The 13,430-nt window shown below is 47.5% G+C and carries 14 protein-coding genes and 1 pseudogene; 11 read left to right on the forward strand and 4 right to left on the reverse strand.

The annotated features are described in order from the left end of the window. Window positions 1–203: 203 nt before the first annotated feature. A complete protein-coding gene (locus ACFPYJ_RS20615) occupies window positions 204–2,960 on the reverse strand; it encodes an alpha-mannosidase (RefSeq protein WP_379190100.1) in 2,757 nt (918 codons plus the stop codon). A gap of 384 nt (window positions 2,961–3,344) precedes the next feature. Here ACFPYJ_RS20615 and ACFPYJ_RS20620 point away from each other — a divergent pair, with 384 nt between their 5' ends. The 5 genes from ACFPYJ_RS20620 to ACFPYJ_RS20640 all read left to right on the forward strand — a co-directional run bounded on the left by ACFPYJ_RS20620 (window position 3,345) and on the right by ACFPYJ_RS20640 (window position 7,070). Next, window positions 3,345–4,448 (forward strand): GntR family transcriptional regulator, encoded by a 1,104-nt coding sequence (locus tag ACFPYJ_RS20620; RefSeq protein ID WP_379190101.1) that lies wholly within the window; start codon window positions 3,345–3,347, stop codon window positions 4,446–4,448. 59 nt (window positions 4,449–4,507) lie between these two features. Continuing rightward, window positions 4,508–4,681 carry a VOC family protein gene (locus ACFPYJ_RS20625; protein WP_379190102.1) on the forward strand — a complete coding sequence of 58 codons (174 nt, stop codon included), beginning with the start codon at window positions 4,508–4,510 and terminating at the stop codon, window positions 4,679–4,681. 317 nt (window positions 4,682–4,998) lie between these two features. Continuing rightward, window positions 4,999–5,892 carry a GerAB/ArcD/ProY family transporter gene (locus ACFPYJ_RS20630; RefSeq protein ID WP_379190103.1) on the forward strand — a complete coding sequence of 298 codons (894 nt, stop codon included), beginning with the start codon at window positions 4,999–5,001 and terminating at the stop codon, window positions 5,890–5,892. A 261-nt stretch (window positions 5,893–6,153) separates the two neighbouring features. Continuing rightward, window positions 6,154–6,387, forward strand: coding sequence for a hypothetical protein (locus tag ACFPYJ_RS20635; protein WP_379190104.1), 234 nt, complete (start codon window positions 6,154–6,156; stop codon window positions 6,385–6,387). Window positions 6,388–6,410: 23 nt separating this feature from the next. Beyond that, the gene (locus ACFPYJ_RS20640; protein WP_379190105.1) at window positions 6,411–7,070 is read left to right on the forward strand and encodes a spore germination protein; all 660 of its coding nucleotides are present in this window, start codon (window positions 6,411–6,413) and stop codon (window positions 7,068–7,070) included. Here the strand turns inward: ACFPYJ_RS20640 and ACFPYJ_RS20645 are convergent. Beyond that, on the reverse strand, window positions 6,954–7,199 hold the full coding sequence (locus tag ACFPYJ_RS20645) for a spore germination protein (RefSeq protein ID WP_379190106.1): 246 nt from the start codon (window positions 7,197–7,199) through the stop codon (window positions 6,954–6,956). The genes ACFPYJ_RS20640 and ACFPYJ_RS20645 overlap by 117 nt on opposite strands. A 1-nt stretch (window position 7,200) precedes the next feature. On the opposite strand from ACFPYJ_RS20645, the pseudogene ACFPYJ_RS20650 reads away from it, so the two are divergent. Both ACFPYJ_RS20650 and ACFPYJ_RS20655 read left to right on the forward strand, forming a co-directional pair. Next, window positions 7,201–7,881, forward strand: a pseudogene (locus ACFPYJ_RS20650) (spore germination protein). A 193-nt stretch (window positions 7,882–8,074) separates the two neighbouring features. Next, a complete protein-coding gene (locus ACFPYJ_RS20655) occupies window positions 8,075–8,704 on the forward strand; it encodes a GerAB/ArcD/ProY family transporter (protein WP_379190107.1) in 630 nt (209 codons plus the stop codon). Here the strand turns inward: ACFPYJ_RS20655 and ACFPYJ_RS20660 are convergent. Then, window positions 8,612–8,983 (reverse strand): DUF4372 domain-containing protein, encoded by a 372-nt coding sequence (locus ACFPYJ_RS20660; protein WP_379190108.1) that lies wholly within the window; start codon window positions 8,981–8,983, stop codon window positions 8,612–8,614. The two genes, ACFPYJ_RS20655 and ACFPYJ_RS20660, sit on opposite strands and share 93 nt — an antisense overlap. Window positions 8,984–9,303: 320 nt before the next feature. Here ACFPYJ_RS20660 and ACFPYJ_RS20665 point away from each other — a divergent pair, with 320 nt between their 5' ends. From ACFPYJ_RS20665 to ACFPYJ_RS20680, 4 genes are read left to right on the forward strand one after another with little or no spacing between them, the layout of a single operon-like run. Continuing rightward, window positions 9,304–9,822, forward strand: coding sequence for a hypothetical protein (locus tag ACFPYJ_RS20665; RefSeq protein WP_379190109.1), 519 nt, complete (start codon window positions 9,304–9,306; stop codon window positions 9,820–9,822). Next, complete coding sequence (locus ACFPYJ_RS20670; RefSeq protein WP_379190110.1) at window positions 9,822–10,520, forward strand: ABC transporter ATP-binding protein; 699 nt, start codon at window positions 9,822–9,824, stop codon at window positions 10,518–10,520. Before ACFPYJ_RS20665 ends, ACFPYJ_RS20670 begins: the two co-directional genes overlap by 1 nt. Continuing rightward, complete coding sequence (locus tag ACFPYJ_RS20675; protein WP_379190111.1) at window positions 10,507–11,748, forward strand: ABC transporter permease; 1,242 nt, start codon at window positions 10,507–10,509, stop codon at window positions 11,746–11,748. Before ACFPYJ_RS20670 ends, ACFPYJ_RS20675 begins: the two co-directional genes overlap by 14 nt. 17 nt (window positions 11,749–11,765) lie before the next feature. After that, window positions 11,766–12,083 carry a hypothetical protein gene (locus ACFPYJ_RS20680; RefSeq protein WP_379190112.1) on the forward strand — a complete coding sequence of 106 codons (318 nt, stop codon included), beginning with the start codon at window positions 11,766–11,768 and terminating at the stop codon, window positions 12,081–12,083. Window positions 12,084–12,233: 150 nt separating this feature from the next. Here the strand turns inward: ACFPYJ_RS20680 and ACFPYJ_RS20685 are convergent, their stop codons facing one another. Then, the gene (locus ACFPYJ_RS20685; protein WP_379190113.1) at window positions 12,234–12,890 is read right to left on the reverse strand and encodes a PucR family transcriptional regulator; all 657 of its coding nucleotides are present in this window, start codon (window positions 12,888–12,890) and stop codon (window positions 12,234–12,236) included. Window positions 12,891–13,430: the final 540 nt, after the last annotated feature.

Raw genomic sequence — 13,430 nt, forward strand, 5'->3', positions numbered from 1 at the left:
GTCGGATGGCTTTCGCTCGCCCATAATCTGCTAAAGAAGGCGGCAACAGACCGAAAATCAAAAATGGCAGTGCAGGGATAACCTTCCCTAGCACCGCCATTCTCTAGATTTGACACGTTTTTTTATCAGGCGAACCGTCCATCAAGTGAGTAACCTACTTTTGGGACAGCCTCTTTTTATTACATTTATTGTTTGTTATCCGATTAGTCGGCCCAAGATGGCTTGGAGCCAAGCGTAAGAATTTCCGCGGCTCTAACTTCACGATGCAGTGGCTGAGTCTTGGAATCTCCAAGAGAGGTACGGGTTTGCTCCAGTACATCACTAAGGTACCAATTGGTAAGTGTTCCGCCTGGCTCTATGGTGAGTGCTGCCGGCTCCTTGGACATATTAAACCAACGAACCATAATGGCCTGATTGTCTGCATTTACTTTAAACGTAGAAAGGGCCAGATTCGATCCTTCCCATTTGAGCCAGCTGTGAACAAGCGGAAGCGTACCGGCATGGATATCGGTTTGTGCGGCGGTCCATGGGATTTGATATTGATAGGCTTCTATGGCTGCAAGACTGCGCTCGCTGGACCCGCGGTATGGAATAATCGCCATCTCTACCGTATGCTCACCGGGACATTGCGCCTCAGGTGTCGGGAATACACCCCAATCGCCAAGCTCGCCCACGGCGCGGAGCAAAGTAACGGCAATCGTATTTCTTCCATCCCGGCAGATCTCATATTCGTTTAATCCGATATTCGCTATCGCTAATCCTTGACTTGCGTTATCCACGGCAACGAAAGCTTGCTGATGCTGACAATTGCTCGGGTTCTTCCACTCTGGCGCGGGCTCGATAGGACGCTCTGCAATTTCGAAGATCGAATCCGCATGCACGGAGCCGGATGCAATATCGGTCGGGAACAGAGCTCGCAGACGATGATCCTTTGCTTGATTATTGAAGGTAGTGGAGATCTTGACCGCCTTCACGCCTGCTTCAAGCGTAACCCGCGTACGAATCGCAAAAGGAATCAAGGAATCAGCCCGTTTGGACATTCGCTCCGGGTAATAAACCATTGCATTCTGCTCCGTTTCAAGCGAGGATTCAGCACTGGCCGGAATGGACCATTGATGAAGGATATCAACGGAATGAACGGCATCGGAATGCTCGGCCCATGCAATCTCAGCCTGCAGGTCACGAGTGGTCAACACGGCATGATCATGGGACTGCTTGAACATATATTCGTTGCCGATATCGCCTGCATTTTCATAGACGCACAAATCCCGGTACAGATGCCCGCCTTCTTTGTCCAGCAGGGTTAGGCTGCCGTTCGATTCGACTGTAATCTGATAATATTCGTTCTCCAGTACTTCCGGAGAGAGGCTTGTATTCTTGATTTGTGGGCCGGGATGGATAGCTGCAGCTTCCCCATGAGGATAAGGGACAAATGCATAGGTACGGTAGCCTAAAGCAGGAGCTTGCTCTACCTGGAGACTGACACGGATCCGACGAGCCATATAAGGCTGGCGGAAGCGGTCACCCGGCAGCGTGTAATTGAATTTGACGCCGAGATCCTCAATACGCGCGGGAATTTCATGACCGGATTCATCGATAATTCTGCCGCTGGTGAACGGCTCCGCTGCCATAGACTTGTACAGCTCAGCCGGAACATGTTCGTCGAAGGATCTTCGGTTTATCTCCAGCTCAAGCGAGACTAATCCCGTGCGTTTCCAGCCGGAGGTATTAAGGGCAATGAAAGGCACAGCGCCTTTTGCAAAGCCAAACTTCTCCGTATCGATGGCTCGTGTAATTGAGGCAACAGCCGCGTCAATTAAGGTTTCGGCTACATGTCCGCTCTTCGCAAAACGAGTCATCATCTCGGCATGGACCTCGTCTACGCTGCAGCCGCAAATGCTGTCATGGGGATGATTTTGCATGAGCGTCTTCCAAGCATAGGTGAACAGATGATGGGGATAGGCATGACCAAGCAGACTGGCAATTGCCGCTGTGGGCTCAGCGACTTTCTCCAAGAGCGTTTGAACCCGGGTGTTCGCCTGTTTAATATAGACCCTTGCCGAAGCGGTATTCACGAGGGTTCCCCAGCCATCCGTTTGCTGGCTGCGGAGCTCGCCGCTTACAACCGATAAGGGCTGATCGGTTAATGATTCATGAACCTGCTTGGCATAGGTTTCAAAATCCGAATGGATGAATGTATGCTCGGGATATAAGCTTCGAGCGGTTTCAAGTGCTGTGGAGAGGTTAGTTTGTACAGGCTGATGGTCACAGCCATTCATGAACAGCAGATGTTGAGTGGACGCGAACCGCTCCACTTGGATAATCTTCCTGTCCCAATAAGCCTGCGCGGCCTGTGGATCGGTTGGAATTTCCATGCCGTTATGATACCAGTTGGCAAATAATATGCCGAGCACTTCCGTGCCGTCCGGAGAACGCCAAATCATTTCGGAGAAGGGCGACTCATACGCGTTTGATTCCCCGACTTGATTGTTAAACCCGGTCGGCTTCACACCCCGGCCGAAGATCGCGGTATCAATTCCGGCTTGCTTAATAAGCTGCGGAGCTTGTCCGATATTGCCGAATGAATCGGGAAAATAACCGATCTTGGTCACGTTTCCGTACACTTGCGCATCCCTATGACCGATGAGCAAGTTACGGACATTGGCTTCGCTGCTGGTCAAGAACTCATCCTGCAGGATGTACCAGGGGCCGATATGAATTCTTCCGGTTTGAATATAGTGAACGAGCTTCTCGCGCATCTCGGGCCGAACCTGAAGATAATCCTCCAGAATGATCGTCTGGCCGTCCAAATGAAAACTTTTAAAGTCAGTATCCTGCTCCAGCGTTTCCAGTAACGTATCCATAAGAGCGATTAAACGGACATGATGCTTCTCGTAAGGCAAATACCATTCCCGGTCCCAGTGGGTATGGGAGATGACGTGGATTGTTTTGGCTGTCAATCGGAGAGCCTCCTTCAATTATACAAATAGACAACTTGGATCTGATAGAGCTGATCGTTGTATAGTCCTCATAATATGGGTAAGCTCAGCTATTGTAAACGGGTTAGCAGTCAGCGCCTTTCAAAAAGTTGTCTATTTGTTCTATATCAGCCTGATCGAAACGGATTGTGCTAATAGCAACAGGACCAAGCTGCACGGTTGAGCGCAATAATTAACGCTAACGCTTAAATAGCGTTATTTTTGATCCGGGCGAACGTAAGCGGATAATCTCGAAGGGCATTCCGGAGCAGTTAAGCCAATCCAGCCATTCAGGATGTACAAGACCATCCCCAAAGTTGTATATTTGTACGAAAAGGGGTGTGCGAGCTGACTCAGTCCAAAAGAATGCCATTATATACGCAGATCCGCAGCTACATTGAAGATCATATCCGGACAGGGCGATGGCGTGAAGGACATCGTCTCCCATCGGAGACCCATCTGGCCAGACAGTTCGAGGTCAGTCGGATCACGGTCAAGAACGCGATGTCGAAGCTGGTAGAAGAGGGTATTATTTATCGTATCCAAGGCCGCGGTACATTCGTCGCGATGAATGAGGGGGGAGAGCCGCTCCGTTACAAGAAGGGTGCATCCTCTGCGGGAATGATTGCTTTTTTAATCCCCCGCTTAGACAACCGGTTTACGATGAATCTGCTTAGGGGCATTGAACGTACGCTTTCTGAAGCGAATATCCGAATTCTCTATCTTTCGACACATGATGACGACCAAAGGGAAGAGCAGCTTCTTCAAGAGGCCATAGATACCGGGGTGAAAGGCATCATCATCTACCCTGTCGATGGTGAAACTTATAATGAAACGATCCTTCGGCTGACGATGGACCGATTTCCCATTGTCGTTATTGACCGGTATTTGAAGGGTATTGATACGAACTGCGTGTGCTCCGATCATAGGGGAGGGGCATACCAAGCGACCGAGCATCTGCTCATCAGCGGTCATCGGCATATTGTATTTATCACTTCCCTATTCAAAGGAACAACCAGCCTGGAGGAACGGCTCGAAGGATATAAACAGGCGCTGGCTGAATATCAGGTTCCTTTTCGCAGACAGTATGTCGTCGAGAGTACGGACAGCATGAGCTTTAGGCACTTGCTTCTGGAGCATCCGGAGGTAACAGCTGCCTTCGCTGCGAACGAGGGAATCGGCCAGAAGGTAATTGAAGCGGCCGAGTCGATCGGACGTCAAATTCCCAACAATTTGTCTGTCGTATTCTTTGACGATTATGAACGGTCTGAGGCTGCCAGAATCCCTCCTACCTGCGTGCTGCAGCAGGAGGAGGAAATTGGGAGACAGGCTGCGCAGCTGCTGCTCACTTTAATTGAGAATCCGCAGCAGCCAAGGCGCAGTCTTCGCGTTCCGACGCAATTAATGGTCCGGCATTCGACGGGCAGAGCTCTTTTGGAAAGACGATCAACGAAGCTTCCATCAAACTGATAGTAGTCGGGATATGCTTCTAAGCCATCCAGTCTGCTGCCGGAGGGGGAAACTTCTTCATGGCCGATTCCTTCGTTCCCCTTACGCGCGGGAACGGCTTTAGCCTGAATCTGCAGTTCGAATCTGAGGGCCGGGAAGCGTTCAATAACCTTGCGGCAGGCGGCAAAGTGATGCATCCGCTCGAGCAGGTATTCTGGGGCGAGTACAACTTTTCAGATGTGCGTAAAACCTAAAGGACCGTCAGGATCTCCCAGATCCCCTGACGGTTTTTTCTTATAAATGGAGTCACAAAGGTGACGGAAGCAGGCATGGCAGCACCTATTATAAATGGCTCTATGGATTAGCCAAAATGAAATTAAGATAATGATAGATTTCATCGCCAACGGCTCCAGTTTAATTAGGGGGCCGTAGAGGCGCCTCAAAGTATAAACAATCGCAGTTACGGAAAGAAATGAGACTGACAATCATCAAATCGACATCCTTAAGTTCACTGCTTATTAGCTGCATCTGGTCAATGGTCAAACCGAAGAAAGGAAAGGGGGAAAGTACGATGATGATCAAGTCGCTGGAGAAAATCAATAGCAGACAAATCGGCTTATTGATGATAGCCGTAGTGACCGCATCAGAGTTCTTGTTCGCCCCTAAGTATGCAAGCGAGTATGCCAAACAGGACGGTTGGATCTCCATGTCCCTTACGATTCTGCCGGGGATCTTGATGGTTGTGTTGATGACCGCACTTTCAAGACGTTATCCCGGTTTGAGCATTGTGGAAGTTGGTATGAAAATTCTCGGAAAATGGCTGGGAAGACTGTTCGCGGCATTTTTAGCGTACAGTATATTTTTGTATATTGCTATGAATCTAAAATCCATGTCCACCTTTGTTTCCGTCTATGCGCTCCCGCGGACACCAAGTCTTGTCATTGTCGGTATTTTCACATTTGTGTGTGCCATCGCCGTATTAGCCGGAATTGAAGTTCAAGGACGGTGTGCCGAATTTATCGTTCCGATCAACATGTTGTTTATCGCTTTAATCTTATGTTTTTCGATACCGAACATGAAACCGGAACAGCTGCAGCCCGTATTCGAAAATGGCCTATTACCCATCCTGAAAGGAACGATCATACCCTCGTATTGGGTTTTGCAAGGGGGTTGGCTGGTCCTCGGCTTTCTCCTGCCTTTTTTGAATCAACAGGAGGAAGGGCGGAAGGTTTCGCTGCTTTCAGTCGGCTTCATCGTGGTAATATTGGTTGCGATTACAGCTCAAACCCTTACAGTGATCGGTCCGTTCACCTCCGAATCGGTTTATCCTTTCTACTCCGTTATCCGTATGATCGGTCTTGGCGAGACTTTCGAACGAGTAGATTCGATCGTTTTGTTTATCTGGCTGGAGGGATTATTTCTTAAGATAAGAGCGTATTTCTATTCGCATTCTGTCTATGTGTGAGCCAGCTGTTCGGTTTGAAGGATTACCGGGACATTGTCGTTCCGCTTAGTGTACTTTCGGTGCTCGGGGTATTTTGGTCCTTCCCCGTTTATGCAAAATTGACCGAGTTTAGAGCCTTAACTGTCCCGATTGCGGTGTGGATCACATGCATAGTTATCCCCGTATTCCTGCTGGCTGTTAACTCCATGCGGATGAAAGGATCACCTTGATAGGCTTCATCATCTGTTTAACCATATAGACATGGAATTGAGGTCAATATATATGTGGGGAATCGTCTGGTTTTTACTTATCCTTGTTACGCTGTCTGTTGTTCAAATCAAATCACTCATCCGAAAGGGACGGAAGAAGGAGGTCGTTGTTTACTCCGTCTTGATGGGACTGGCAGGAGTGATTGGGTGCATCTTGATGGCGAAAATGAAAATCCCGAGTCCGACCATTCCGCTGCAGATCCTTTTTGAGCCCATCGGCAAAATGATATTTAACAAAATGGAATAACGGCGCAAGCAAGGAGGAGAGCAATGAACCATTATCCGGCAGATAACACAAACCCGCAGTCAGCGGAGAAGGGGGAACCGGTCTCTCCTGACTTGTCGGCCAACAAGCAGCGGATGGAAGCGATTTTCGCAGATTGCAAGGATGTCTTGTTTCACCCGTTTCACTATGGGCCGGTTCTTGAGTATTCCGCATTGGTCATTCACTGTGAAACGCTAGTGCAGGATCTAAAGGCCAATTTCTTAAAAACGGCTCTTCAGGATCTTGTGGCCCACGAAGTAGGACCGGCACTGGAGATTACACCGGACCAAGTCATTTCCTTTTTTGGCCGGCAGGGAGTCTCCGCTCACACCGCGCATGTTCTGGAACACATCTACGATGTGGAGCAAAAAATTCTGAACGGTCATGTCGCGATCTTCTTTGATCAGTGGAATAAGGCGATCAGCTTTGACGCGTTATCCATTGAGACGAGACAAGTAACTGAACCCATCACGGAGTCGGTCGTGAAAGGGCCTCATGAGAGTACGATTGAAAATCTGAAAAAAAATGTCGGCTTGCTCCGCACGCGGTTAATGACCTCCGACTTTAAAATGGATTTTTGTATCCGGACGTTCTGTGAAACGAAATTGCGGGAACGGAGAATAAGTCCAATCTTCCAGGAGTTCCTCGATATAAGAGGTTTCTAGTATCTCCATATCCTTGGCCTTGTTGATCCGCTGTATAAATTCGGCCAACGTTTCCGGGTCCACGGCACCTTCGACATAGCCAGTGCTCGATGGCAAGATTATCGTGATCGTCTCCGGCAGTCCGTCCATTATGATTTGTCCGGGCCTATTCCCTGAGTTCTTGCAATCCAGTGAAGATTATTATGAGCGAACGGTTTATTCTTCATGGATTCGTATATTAAGAATTTTTGCTTTTTCCCTCTCTCTTACATTGCCAAGTATCTATATTGCCCTGACCACCTTTCATCCCGAGTTGATTCCGACGGTTCTCCTGCTCGCGATTCTAAACACGCGTGAAGGGATCCCGTTTCCCGCTTTTGTTGAAGCGTAAGTGATGTTAATTTTCTTCGAATTACTCCATGAAGCGGGGATTCGCCTGCCGCGGCCGATCGGATCTGCGGTTAGTATCGTGGGAGCGCTGGTTATCGGCGAAGCGGCGATTAATGCCGGCATTGCCTCTCCGGCGATGGTCGTTGTCGTGGCGTTAACCGGGATCGCCACGTTTTCCATCCCGCAATATAATATCACCACCGGGATCCGGATCTTACGTTTTCCGCTGATGATTTTAGCCGCTTCTCTGGGTGGCTTCGGGCTGATGATCGGGTTCCTCCTGATTCTGCTGCATTTGACGAGTTTGCGCTCGCTCGGCCAGCCTTATTTTGCGCCGCTCGGTCCTCTGCGCCTGCGGCAATTACTCGATGTGATCGTTCGCGCTCCATTGAAAACGTTGTTTCGTTCGCCGCGGAACCGGCATTCACACAAGTCATCATAGAAACGGGAGAAAGTGGGATAAACGGTGAGAAAGATCGTGTTTTCCGGGTCGTTGGTTGTTGTCGCCTGTCTCCTCTTGACTGGATGCTGGGATAAAATGGAACTGGATGAATACGCATTTGTCCAGGCGGTTGCGATCGACAAAGCCAAGGATGACAAGGTTGAAATGATGGTCCACTTATATACCGGCGCCTTTGACGGGGGCAGCACAAAACGGAGCTTGGTTGTCAGTGATCATTGCAATTGCGCTCGCGATGCTCCTCTTAGCCTGCATTCTCTATTTAAACAGACGCTATCCCGGGCTGACATTTGTTGATTATAGCCGCCAAGCCCTTGGGAAGTGGTTATCCTATCTCATTTTGATTCCGATGACGATCCTTGTATTAGTAGACCTATCCTATATCGTCATCGAGATCTTGGCACGGAGCCCTTCGTCTGCCGATCGGACTGCAATGAAAGTGATCGACTCGACCACCGTTTCCAAAGCCGGCATCAAGCTTCATTTGCGCCTGGCTTTTGTGGGTGAAGACGGCGTACTGCCGGAGCGTGCAACGATTACGGAAGCCAAGAAAAATGACCGTACACAGATGGATTCGCTCATCGATGAGGAAGGCGTCACCTACGTTTTTGACCGCGGGTATGTGGACTATGGCGCATTTGACTCCTATTGTGAGCGAGGGATTCACTTTGTCACGCGTTTGAAGAACAACGAGGTCATTGAGCCTCTGCAGTCATTCGAGATTCCGCAAGGCAGCCAGGTAACGCTGGACGAAAAGGTACGCATCGGCTCCTTGCATAAGCGGACCAAGCACGAATCTGGCTAGCCGCTCAATCACCTGCTGAAGCAAGTCGGGATTCACTTGGCTGTGTTTTCGGCAGAGCTGAGCCGCAGAGATCGACGAAAGTCCAAGTTCCCGTTGGAACGGTTGGCACACGACGTCATCGGCAATGTCCCGCAGACTGTCACGCTTTTGCAGCTGCGCATGCAGGAATAACTTGAGATAAGCCGGTGTGATCAGCTTTTTGACGTACTTATCTTGGCCGGTTTTCAACGATCGAATCCGTGAACGTTTTCGTAAAAATGGGCGAGATCCATTTACCAAATGAAGAAAATAGGGTATCCTTATCCATGCGTTGATCCTTTCGGTGGATTATGGACAGGAACTACCTCCCATATCCACTGTAAAGGATTTTTTTATGCTTGGAAGAGGAGATAATTGAACGTTTTGAATAATGTGAAAACATTTATGCAACGCTAGTGAAAAATAATACATAAAAACAAACGGAATAATCCAAAATTTTTCAGAAAAGGAATTAAAACATTTATATCCAAATATTTAATTTATATTCGGATAACAATTGATACTTATAATAATTTGAACCTATGTTTATACATGATATTTCAATAGAGAGGGGGGCTTTCGTGAAATGTTTTCGAAGAAGCAGCAAGCTTTTTACAGCCGTTTTTTTAATTGTCATCTTGTTCGGATGCGGGCAAAACAGTAAGGAGGCGGAGTCTCAGGTTACTGGAGCCGTGAAGGAAAACATACCGGTTGTTGTACAGGCGAAGAAGGAATACCAAAAGCTAACGTTTGACGAGCTGTATTCTGATGTAGAGACAAAGAATCTTTCACAAAAAACACAGGAGCTGTCGGAACAGCCGGTTTTATTTGAAGGTTATATGGCCCCACCGCTTACAGCTGAAATTGAGTTCTTCGTGCTTACCCGATACATGATGGAGCAATGCCCGTTTTGCGCAGCACTTGCGACGTGGCCGGCAGATATTGTTGTCGTCTATTTGCCGGAAGGAGAGCCAATGGAAGTGACGGACCATCCGCTTATCGTTAAAGGAAGGCTGGAGATTGGAGAATATAAGGACGAGCTAACCGGTTTTGTCAGCCTCGTGAGATTATATGCAGAGAAAATAGAGGTGCTTGAATAGTGCTGCTTATTAACCAACTTGTTAAAACATATCTTTCTGAAAATAAGCCCGTTACTGTACTATCTCTTACAACTCTTGAGGTTCAAGCCCAGCAAAAAATTGCCCTTGTCGGTCCGAGTGGTTGCGGAAAAAGCACACTGCTTAATATCATTGCCGGCATTGTCCGCCCCTCTTCAGGGCAGATCCGGGCTCTGGATACGGACATTTTGCAGCTAAGTGAAACACAGATGGACGCTTTCCGCTCCCGTCATATTGGTTATGTCTTTCAAAATTTTAATTTGCTCCCTGGCCTTACAGCTTTGGAAAACGTGACGATCGCCATGCAGTTTGCCAAAGTAATTCCTTCCCATGCACAGAAAGCCCGTGGGGTGGAGCTGCTGGAGCGGGTCGGTCTTAATCACAGATTACATTATAAGGTGGATCGGCTTAGTCAAGGTGAACAGCAGCGTGTAGCCATTGCCCGCGCCCTCGCCAATAAACCGTCCCTTGTTCTGGCGGACGAGCCTACCGCAAGTCTGGATAGAGCCAATGCCGCAGCGGTGTTCTCACTTCTGCTTCACATCTGTTCCGAGTTAAATTCCGCTCTGCTTGTCAGTACGCATGATATGGAGCTGGCGGGTCAAATGGACCGTACCGTCGATTTGCAAAAGGGTTCTACGACCGGACAACAGGAGGTAGAGAGGGATGTTTCCGTTTAAAATGGTTTGGCGCAATCTGATGAACCGGAAGCTGCAATCGGCGGTTACCATCATCATCGTATGTGTAGGTGTCGCGCTGGCTCAAGGCGTAATGCTTCTATCAGACGGTATGAAGGAGGGTATGAAGCGTACCAGCGAACCTTACGGTATGCTGGTCGGATCAAAAGGCAGTTCCACGCAGTTGGTAATGAACACGATCTTTCTTTCGGATACCCCGTTGGGCAATTTGGAGTACTCCTTTTTTGAATCGTTGCGTAAAGATCCAAGAGTCGTACAGGCTGTGCCTTTCAGCATGGGAGATAATTACAAAGGATTTCGTATTATCGGCACGAATGCGAACCTCTTTGATATGAGAGGGAAGCCGAGTGATCCTCCATTCTTACACTTGAAAGAAGGGCGAGCCTTTGAACAGCCGTTTGAGGTGGTTTTGGGCTCGGAAACGGCGCGGCAGGCACATCTCAAGCTAGGACAAAGCTTTATTGCAAGCCACGGCGCGATTGCCGGCCACGGGGAAGAGGAGCAGCATACACAAAAACCGTACACCGTGGTAGGTGTTCTTGCGAAAACTTCAAGCTCTGCTGATCTTGGTATCTACACTCCTTTGGAAAGCTATTGGCTTAGCCATGACCATACCGAATCTTCGGCTCAAAACATGGAGGAGGAACATGAGGAGGGGCATGAGGAGGAACAGGGCGTAACAGCGATTCTGGTAAAGCCCGACAGCTATTTGCATTTGTTTGAATTGTACCAGGAAATCAATCAAGGTAAAGAAGCGCAAGCGGTTTTCCCCGGCAAAGTGATGGCGGAGTGGTTCGATTTAATCGGAAGCGGAGAGAAAGTGCTGCAATGGATCAGTTATGCAGTACTTGGCATGGCGGGTTTGTCTATCATGCTTTCGCTGTTCGGCTCCATGCTGGAAAGAAAACGGACCGTAGCCATCCTAAGAGCCATTGGTGCAAGCAAGAAGACGATACTTGTATCGGTGTTTCTTGAGACCTTTGTCTTGATTTTGATAGGTACACTGCTGGGGGTCGTTTCGGGATACGGTATCGCCATGGCGTTAACTTCCTTCTTATCCGATGTTCAAGGCATCGGAATTGTGCCGGTATTCCAATTCAAGCTTTACGCTGTCGTCTTCGGTGTCTGTTTTATCGGTTTGATCGGCAGCCTCATTCCCGCGCTCAGCTCTTACCGGACCGAAGTGTCGAAATATTTAAATTCTGTATAGCAAGTGGAGGTGGACTTATGCTGAAATATCGGATGGCACATTTCGGAACCGCTGCAATGCTGCTGATTACGATGTGGTTCACCATGTCGGCAAGCGCTGTTCACGCTCATTTTCAAACCATCGCCTATTCGGAAATTTCTATCCAGGATAAAACGATAAATTATGCGCTGTTTTTGGATCCTTATGAGCTGCTTCAAGTGTTTCCGGATTTGGACGCCAATAGCGATATGTATGTGGATGCTGAGGATGTATTACATTTTCGAGAACGGTTATTTGAATATGTCCAGACCAATCTGACAGCCAAAAACGATATCTTGAAAGCAATAAAGGAATAAAAAGTTTTAGAACAAAAATGCTGTCCCGAAAGCAGTGAAAAACTGCTTAAAGGGACAGCATTTTTTTAACAGCACAGTCCGATAAGAAGTGAGTTTCCATTTGGTATACCGCCTGTAATGTTTTATCCTTCAAGACTGGCCTGAGCCGCATCAAACTGCTTTTTTTGCAAATATTAATACAATCGAATCGCCAGCTGATGCTGGAAAGTGTTGTCGGAATCGTTGACATTCAAGCCCAGGATAGATTCGATTCCAACCGTAATTAATGGTATTGAAATGGCAGAACATTTCTATCGCCGTTGCTTTGATGTTCCCGTTGTTCCGGTAATAACAATCGAGTGTCGCAAACAGATTTGAATTATTTTTGCTGTCATAGTCCAAAACGGGCTGGATCACTTTGAGAAGAGAGTCTGCCATGTCTTGTTTTTCCGAAATCATGCGAATGACTCGAAAGATGCCGATCTCATTGAAAAAGCAAAAGGTTTTGTTGGGATGGATGACGCTTGAAATATGCAGTGCTTCCTGTGCCTCTCTGCAGCCTGCATGGATCTCCTCAATGCCCTTCGATGAACTGATCCCCATTCGGAACGATTTTATATTCAATATGGAGTGAATATTCCGTTCCAGGAAAATAGAATGTTCTTTCATGTCCCTGTTGGCATCATAGGGTACCAGAAAAACCAGTTCATCCCCGGTATAAGGAAATGATTTACTTTCAAGCGTGTCTCTACCTCGTTGAAGTGAGCTAATAGGCATTCCGTTGTGACAGCTATCCAGAAAAATCGTTACTCGCTTAAAAATACGCATATGAAATAAATTCAAAATGGGGACGAAAACTTTCACTTCTGGATAGATGGCAACCAAACAGAACTATATCAGGTATTATAGGGAACTGTGTCATAAGCTAGTTATAATCATAATTATGTTATTCTGAACTTTTTTGAATAAACCCAACACCAAATCATCATAGTGTTGGGTTTGTTCGTATTCTGTAATGATGTGCACTTCGCCGACTGTCCATATAACGATCGTTTTATAGACTGATAGAGCAGCAACAAAAAACGAACCAAAAGTGTCATTGTTTGGGTCTATTTAATCGTCTTTAATTCAAAGTATATAAAAAAATTTAAAACAACGTTTTATAGACGTAAGGAGTCAAGATAATGACTAAAATTGATTATGCCCGTGTGCATTGGGTTCGTTGTATAATCCTCTCCTACCGGTTGCCGCGGCAGCCGGTTATTTGTATTGGGAAGGAGAGCCGAAACATTATGAGTAAGGCAATAACAAGCTAGCATGTATGTTTTGTAAATGTCGGTGAAAGAAAACGGCCATATTTTTTCAACG

This window comes from Paenibacillus solisilvae (assembly GCF_042656405.1).
In the GTDB taxonomy this organism is placed as follows: Bacteria; Bacillota; Bacilli; order Paenibacillales; family Paenibacillaceae; genus Paenibacillus_Z; species Paenibacillus_Z solisilvae.

Coding starts and splice junctions, on each gene's coding strand:
- ACFPYJ_RS20620 (WP_379190101.1), top strand. CDS start 3,345: ATGCCATTATATACGCAGATCCGCAGCTACATTGAAGATCATATCCGG.
- ACFPYJ_RS20625 (WP_379190102.1), top strand. CDS start 4,508: ATGGCCGATTCCTTCGTTCCCCTTACGCGCGGGAACGGCTTTAGCCTG.
- ACFPYJ_RS20630 (WP_379190103.1), top strand. CDS start 4,999: ATGATGATCAAGTCGCTGGAGAAAATCAATAGCAGACAAATCGGCTTA.
- ACFPYJ_RS20635 (WP_379190104.1), top strand. CDS start 6,154: ATGTGGGGAATCGTCTGGTTTTTACTTATCCTTGTTACGCTGTCTGTT.
- ACFPYJ_RS20640 (WP_379190105.1), top strand. CDS start 6,411: ATGAACCATTATCCGGCAGATAACACAAACCCGCAGTCAGCGGAGAAG.
- ACFPYJ_RS20645 (WP_379190106.1), bottom strand. CDS start 7,199: ATGGACGGACTGCCGGAGACGATCACGATAATCTTGCCATCGAGCACT.
- ACFPYJ_RS20675 (WP_379190111.1), top strand. CDS start 10,507: ATGTTTCCGTTTAAAATGGTTTGGCGCAATCTGATGAACCGGAAGCTG.
- ACFPYJ_RS20680 (WP_379190112.1), top strand. CDS start 11,766: ATGCTGAAATATCGGATGGCACATTTCGGAACCGCTGCAATGCTGCTG.
- ACFPYJ_RS20685 (WP_379190113.1), bottom strand. CDS start 12,890: ATGCGTATTTTTAAGCGAGTAACGATTTTTCTGGATAGCTGTCACAAC.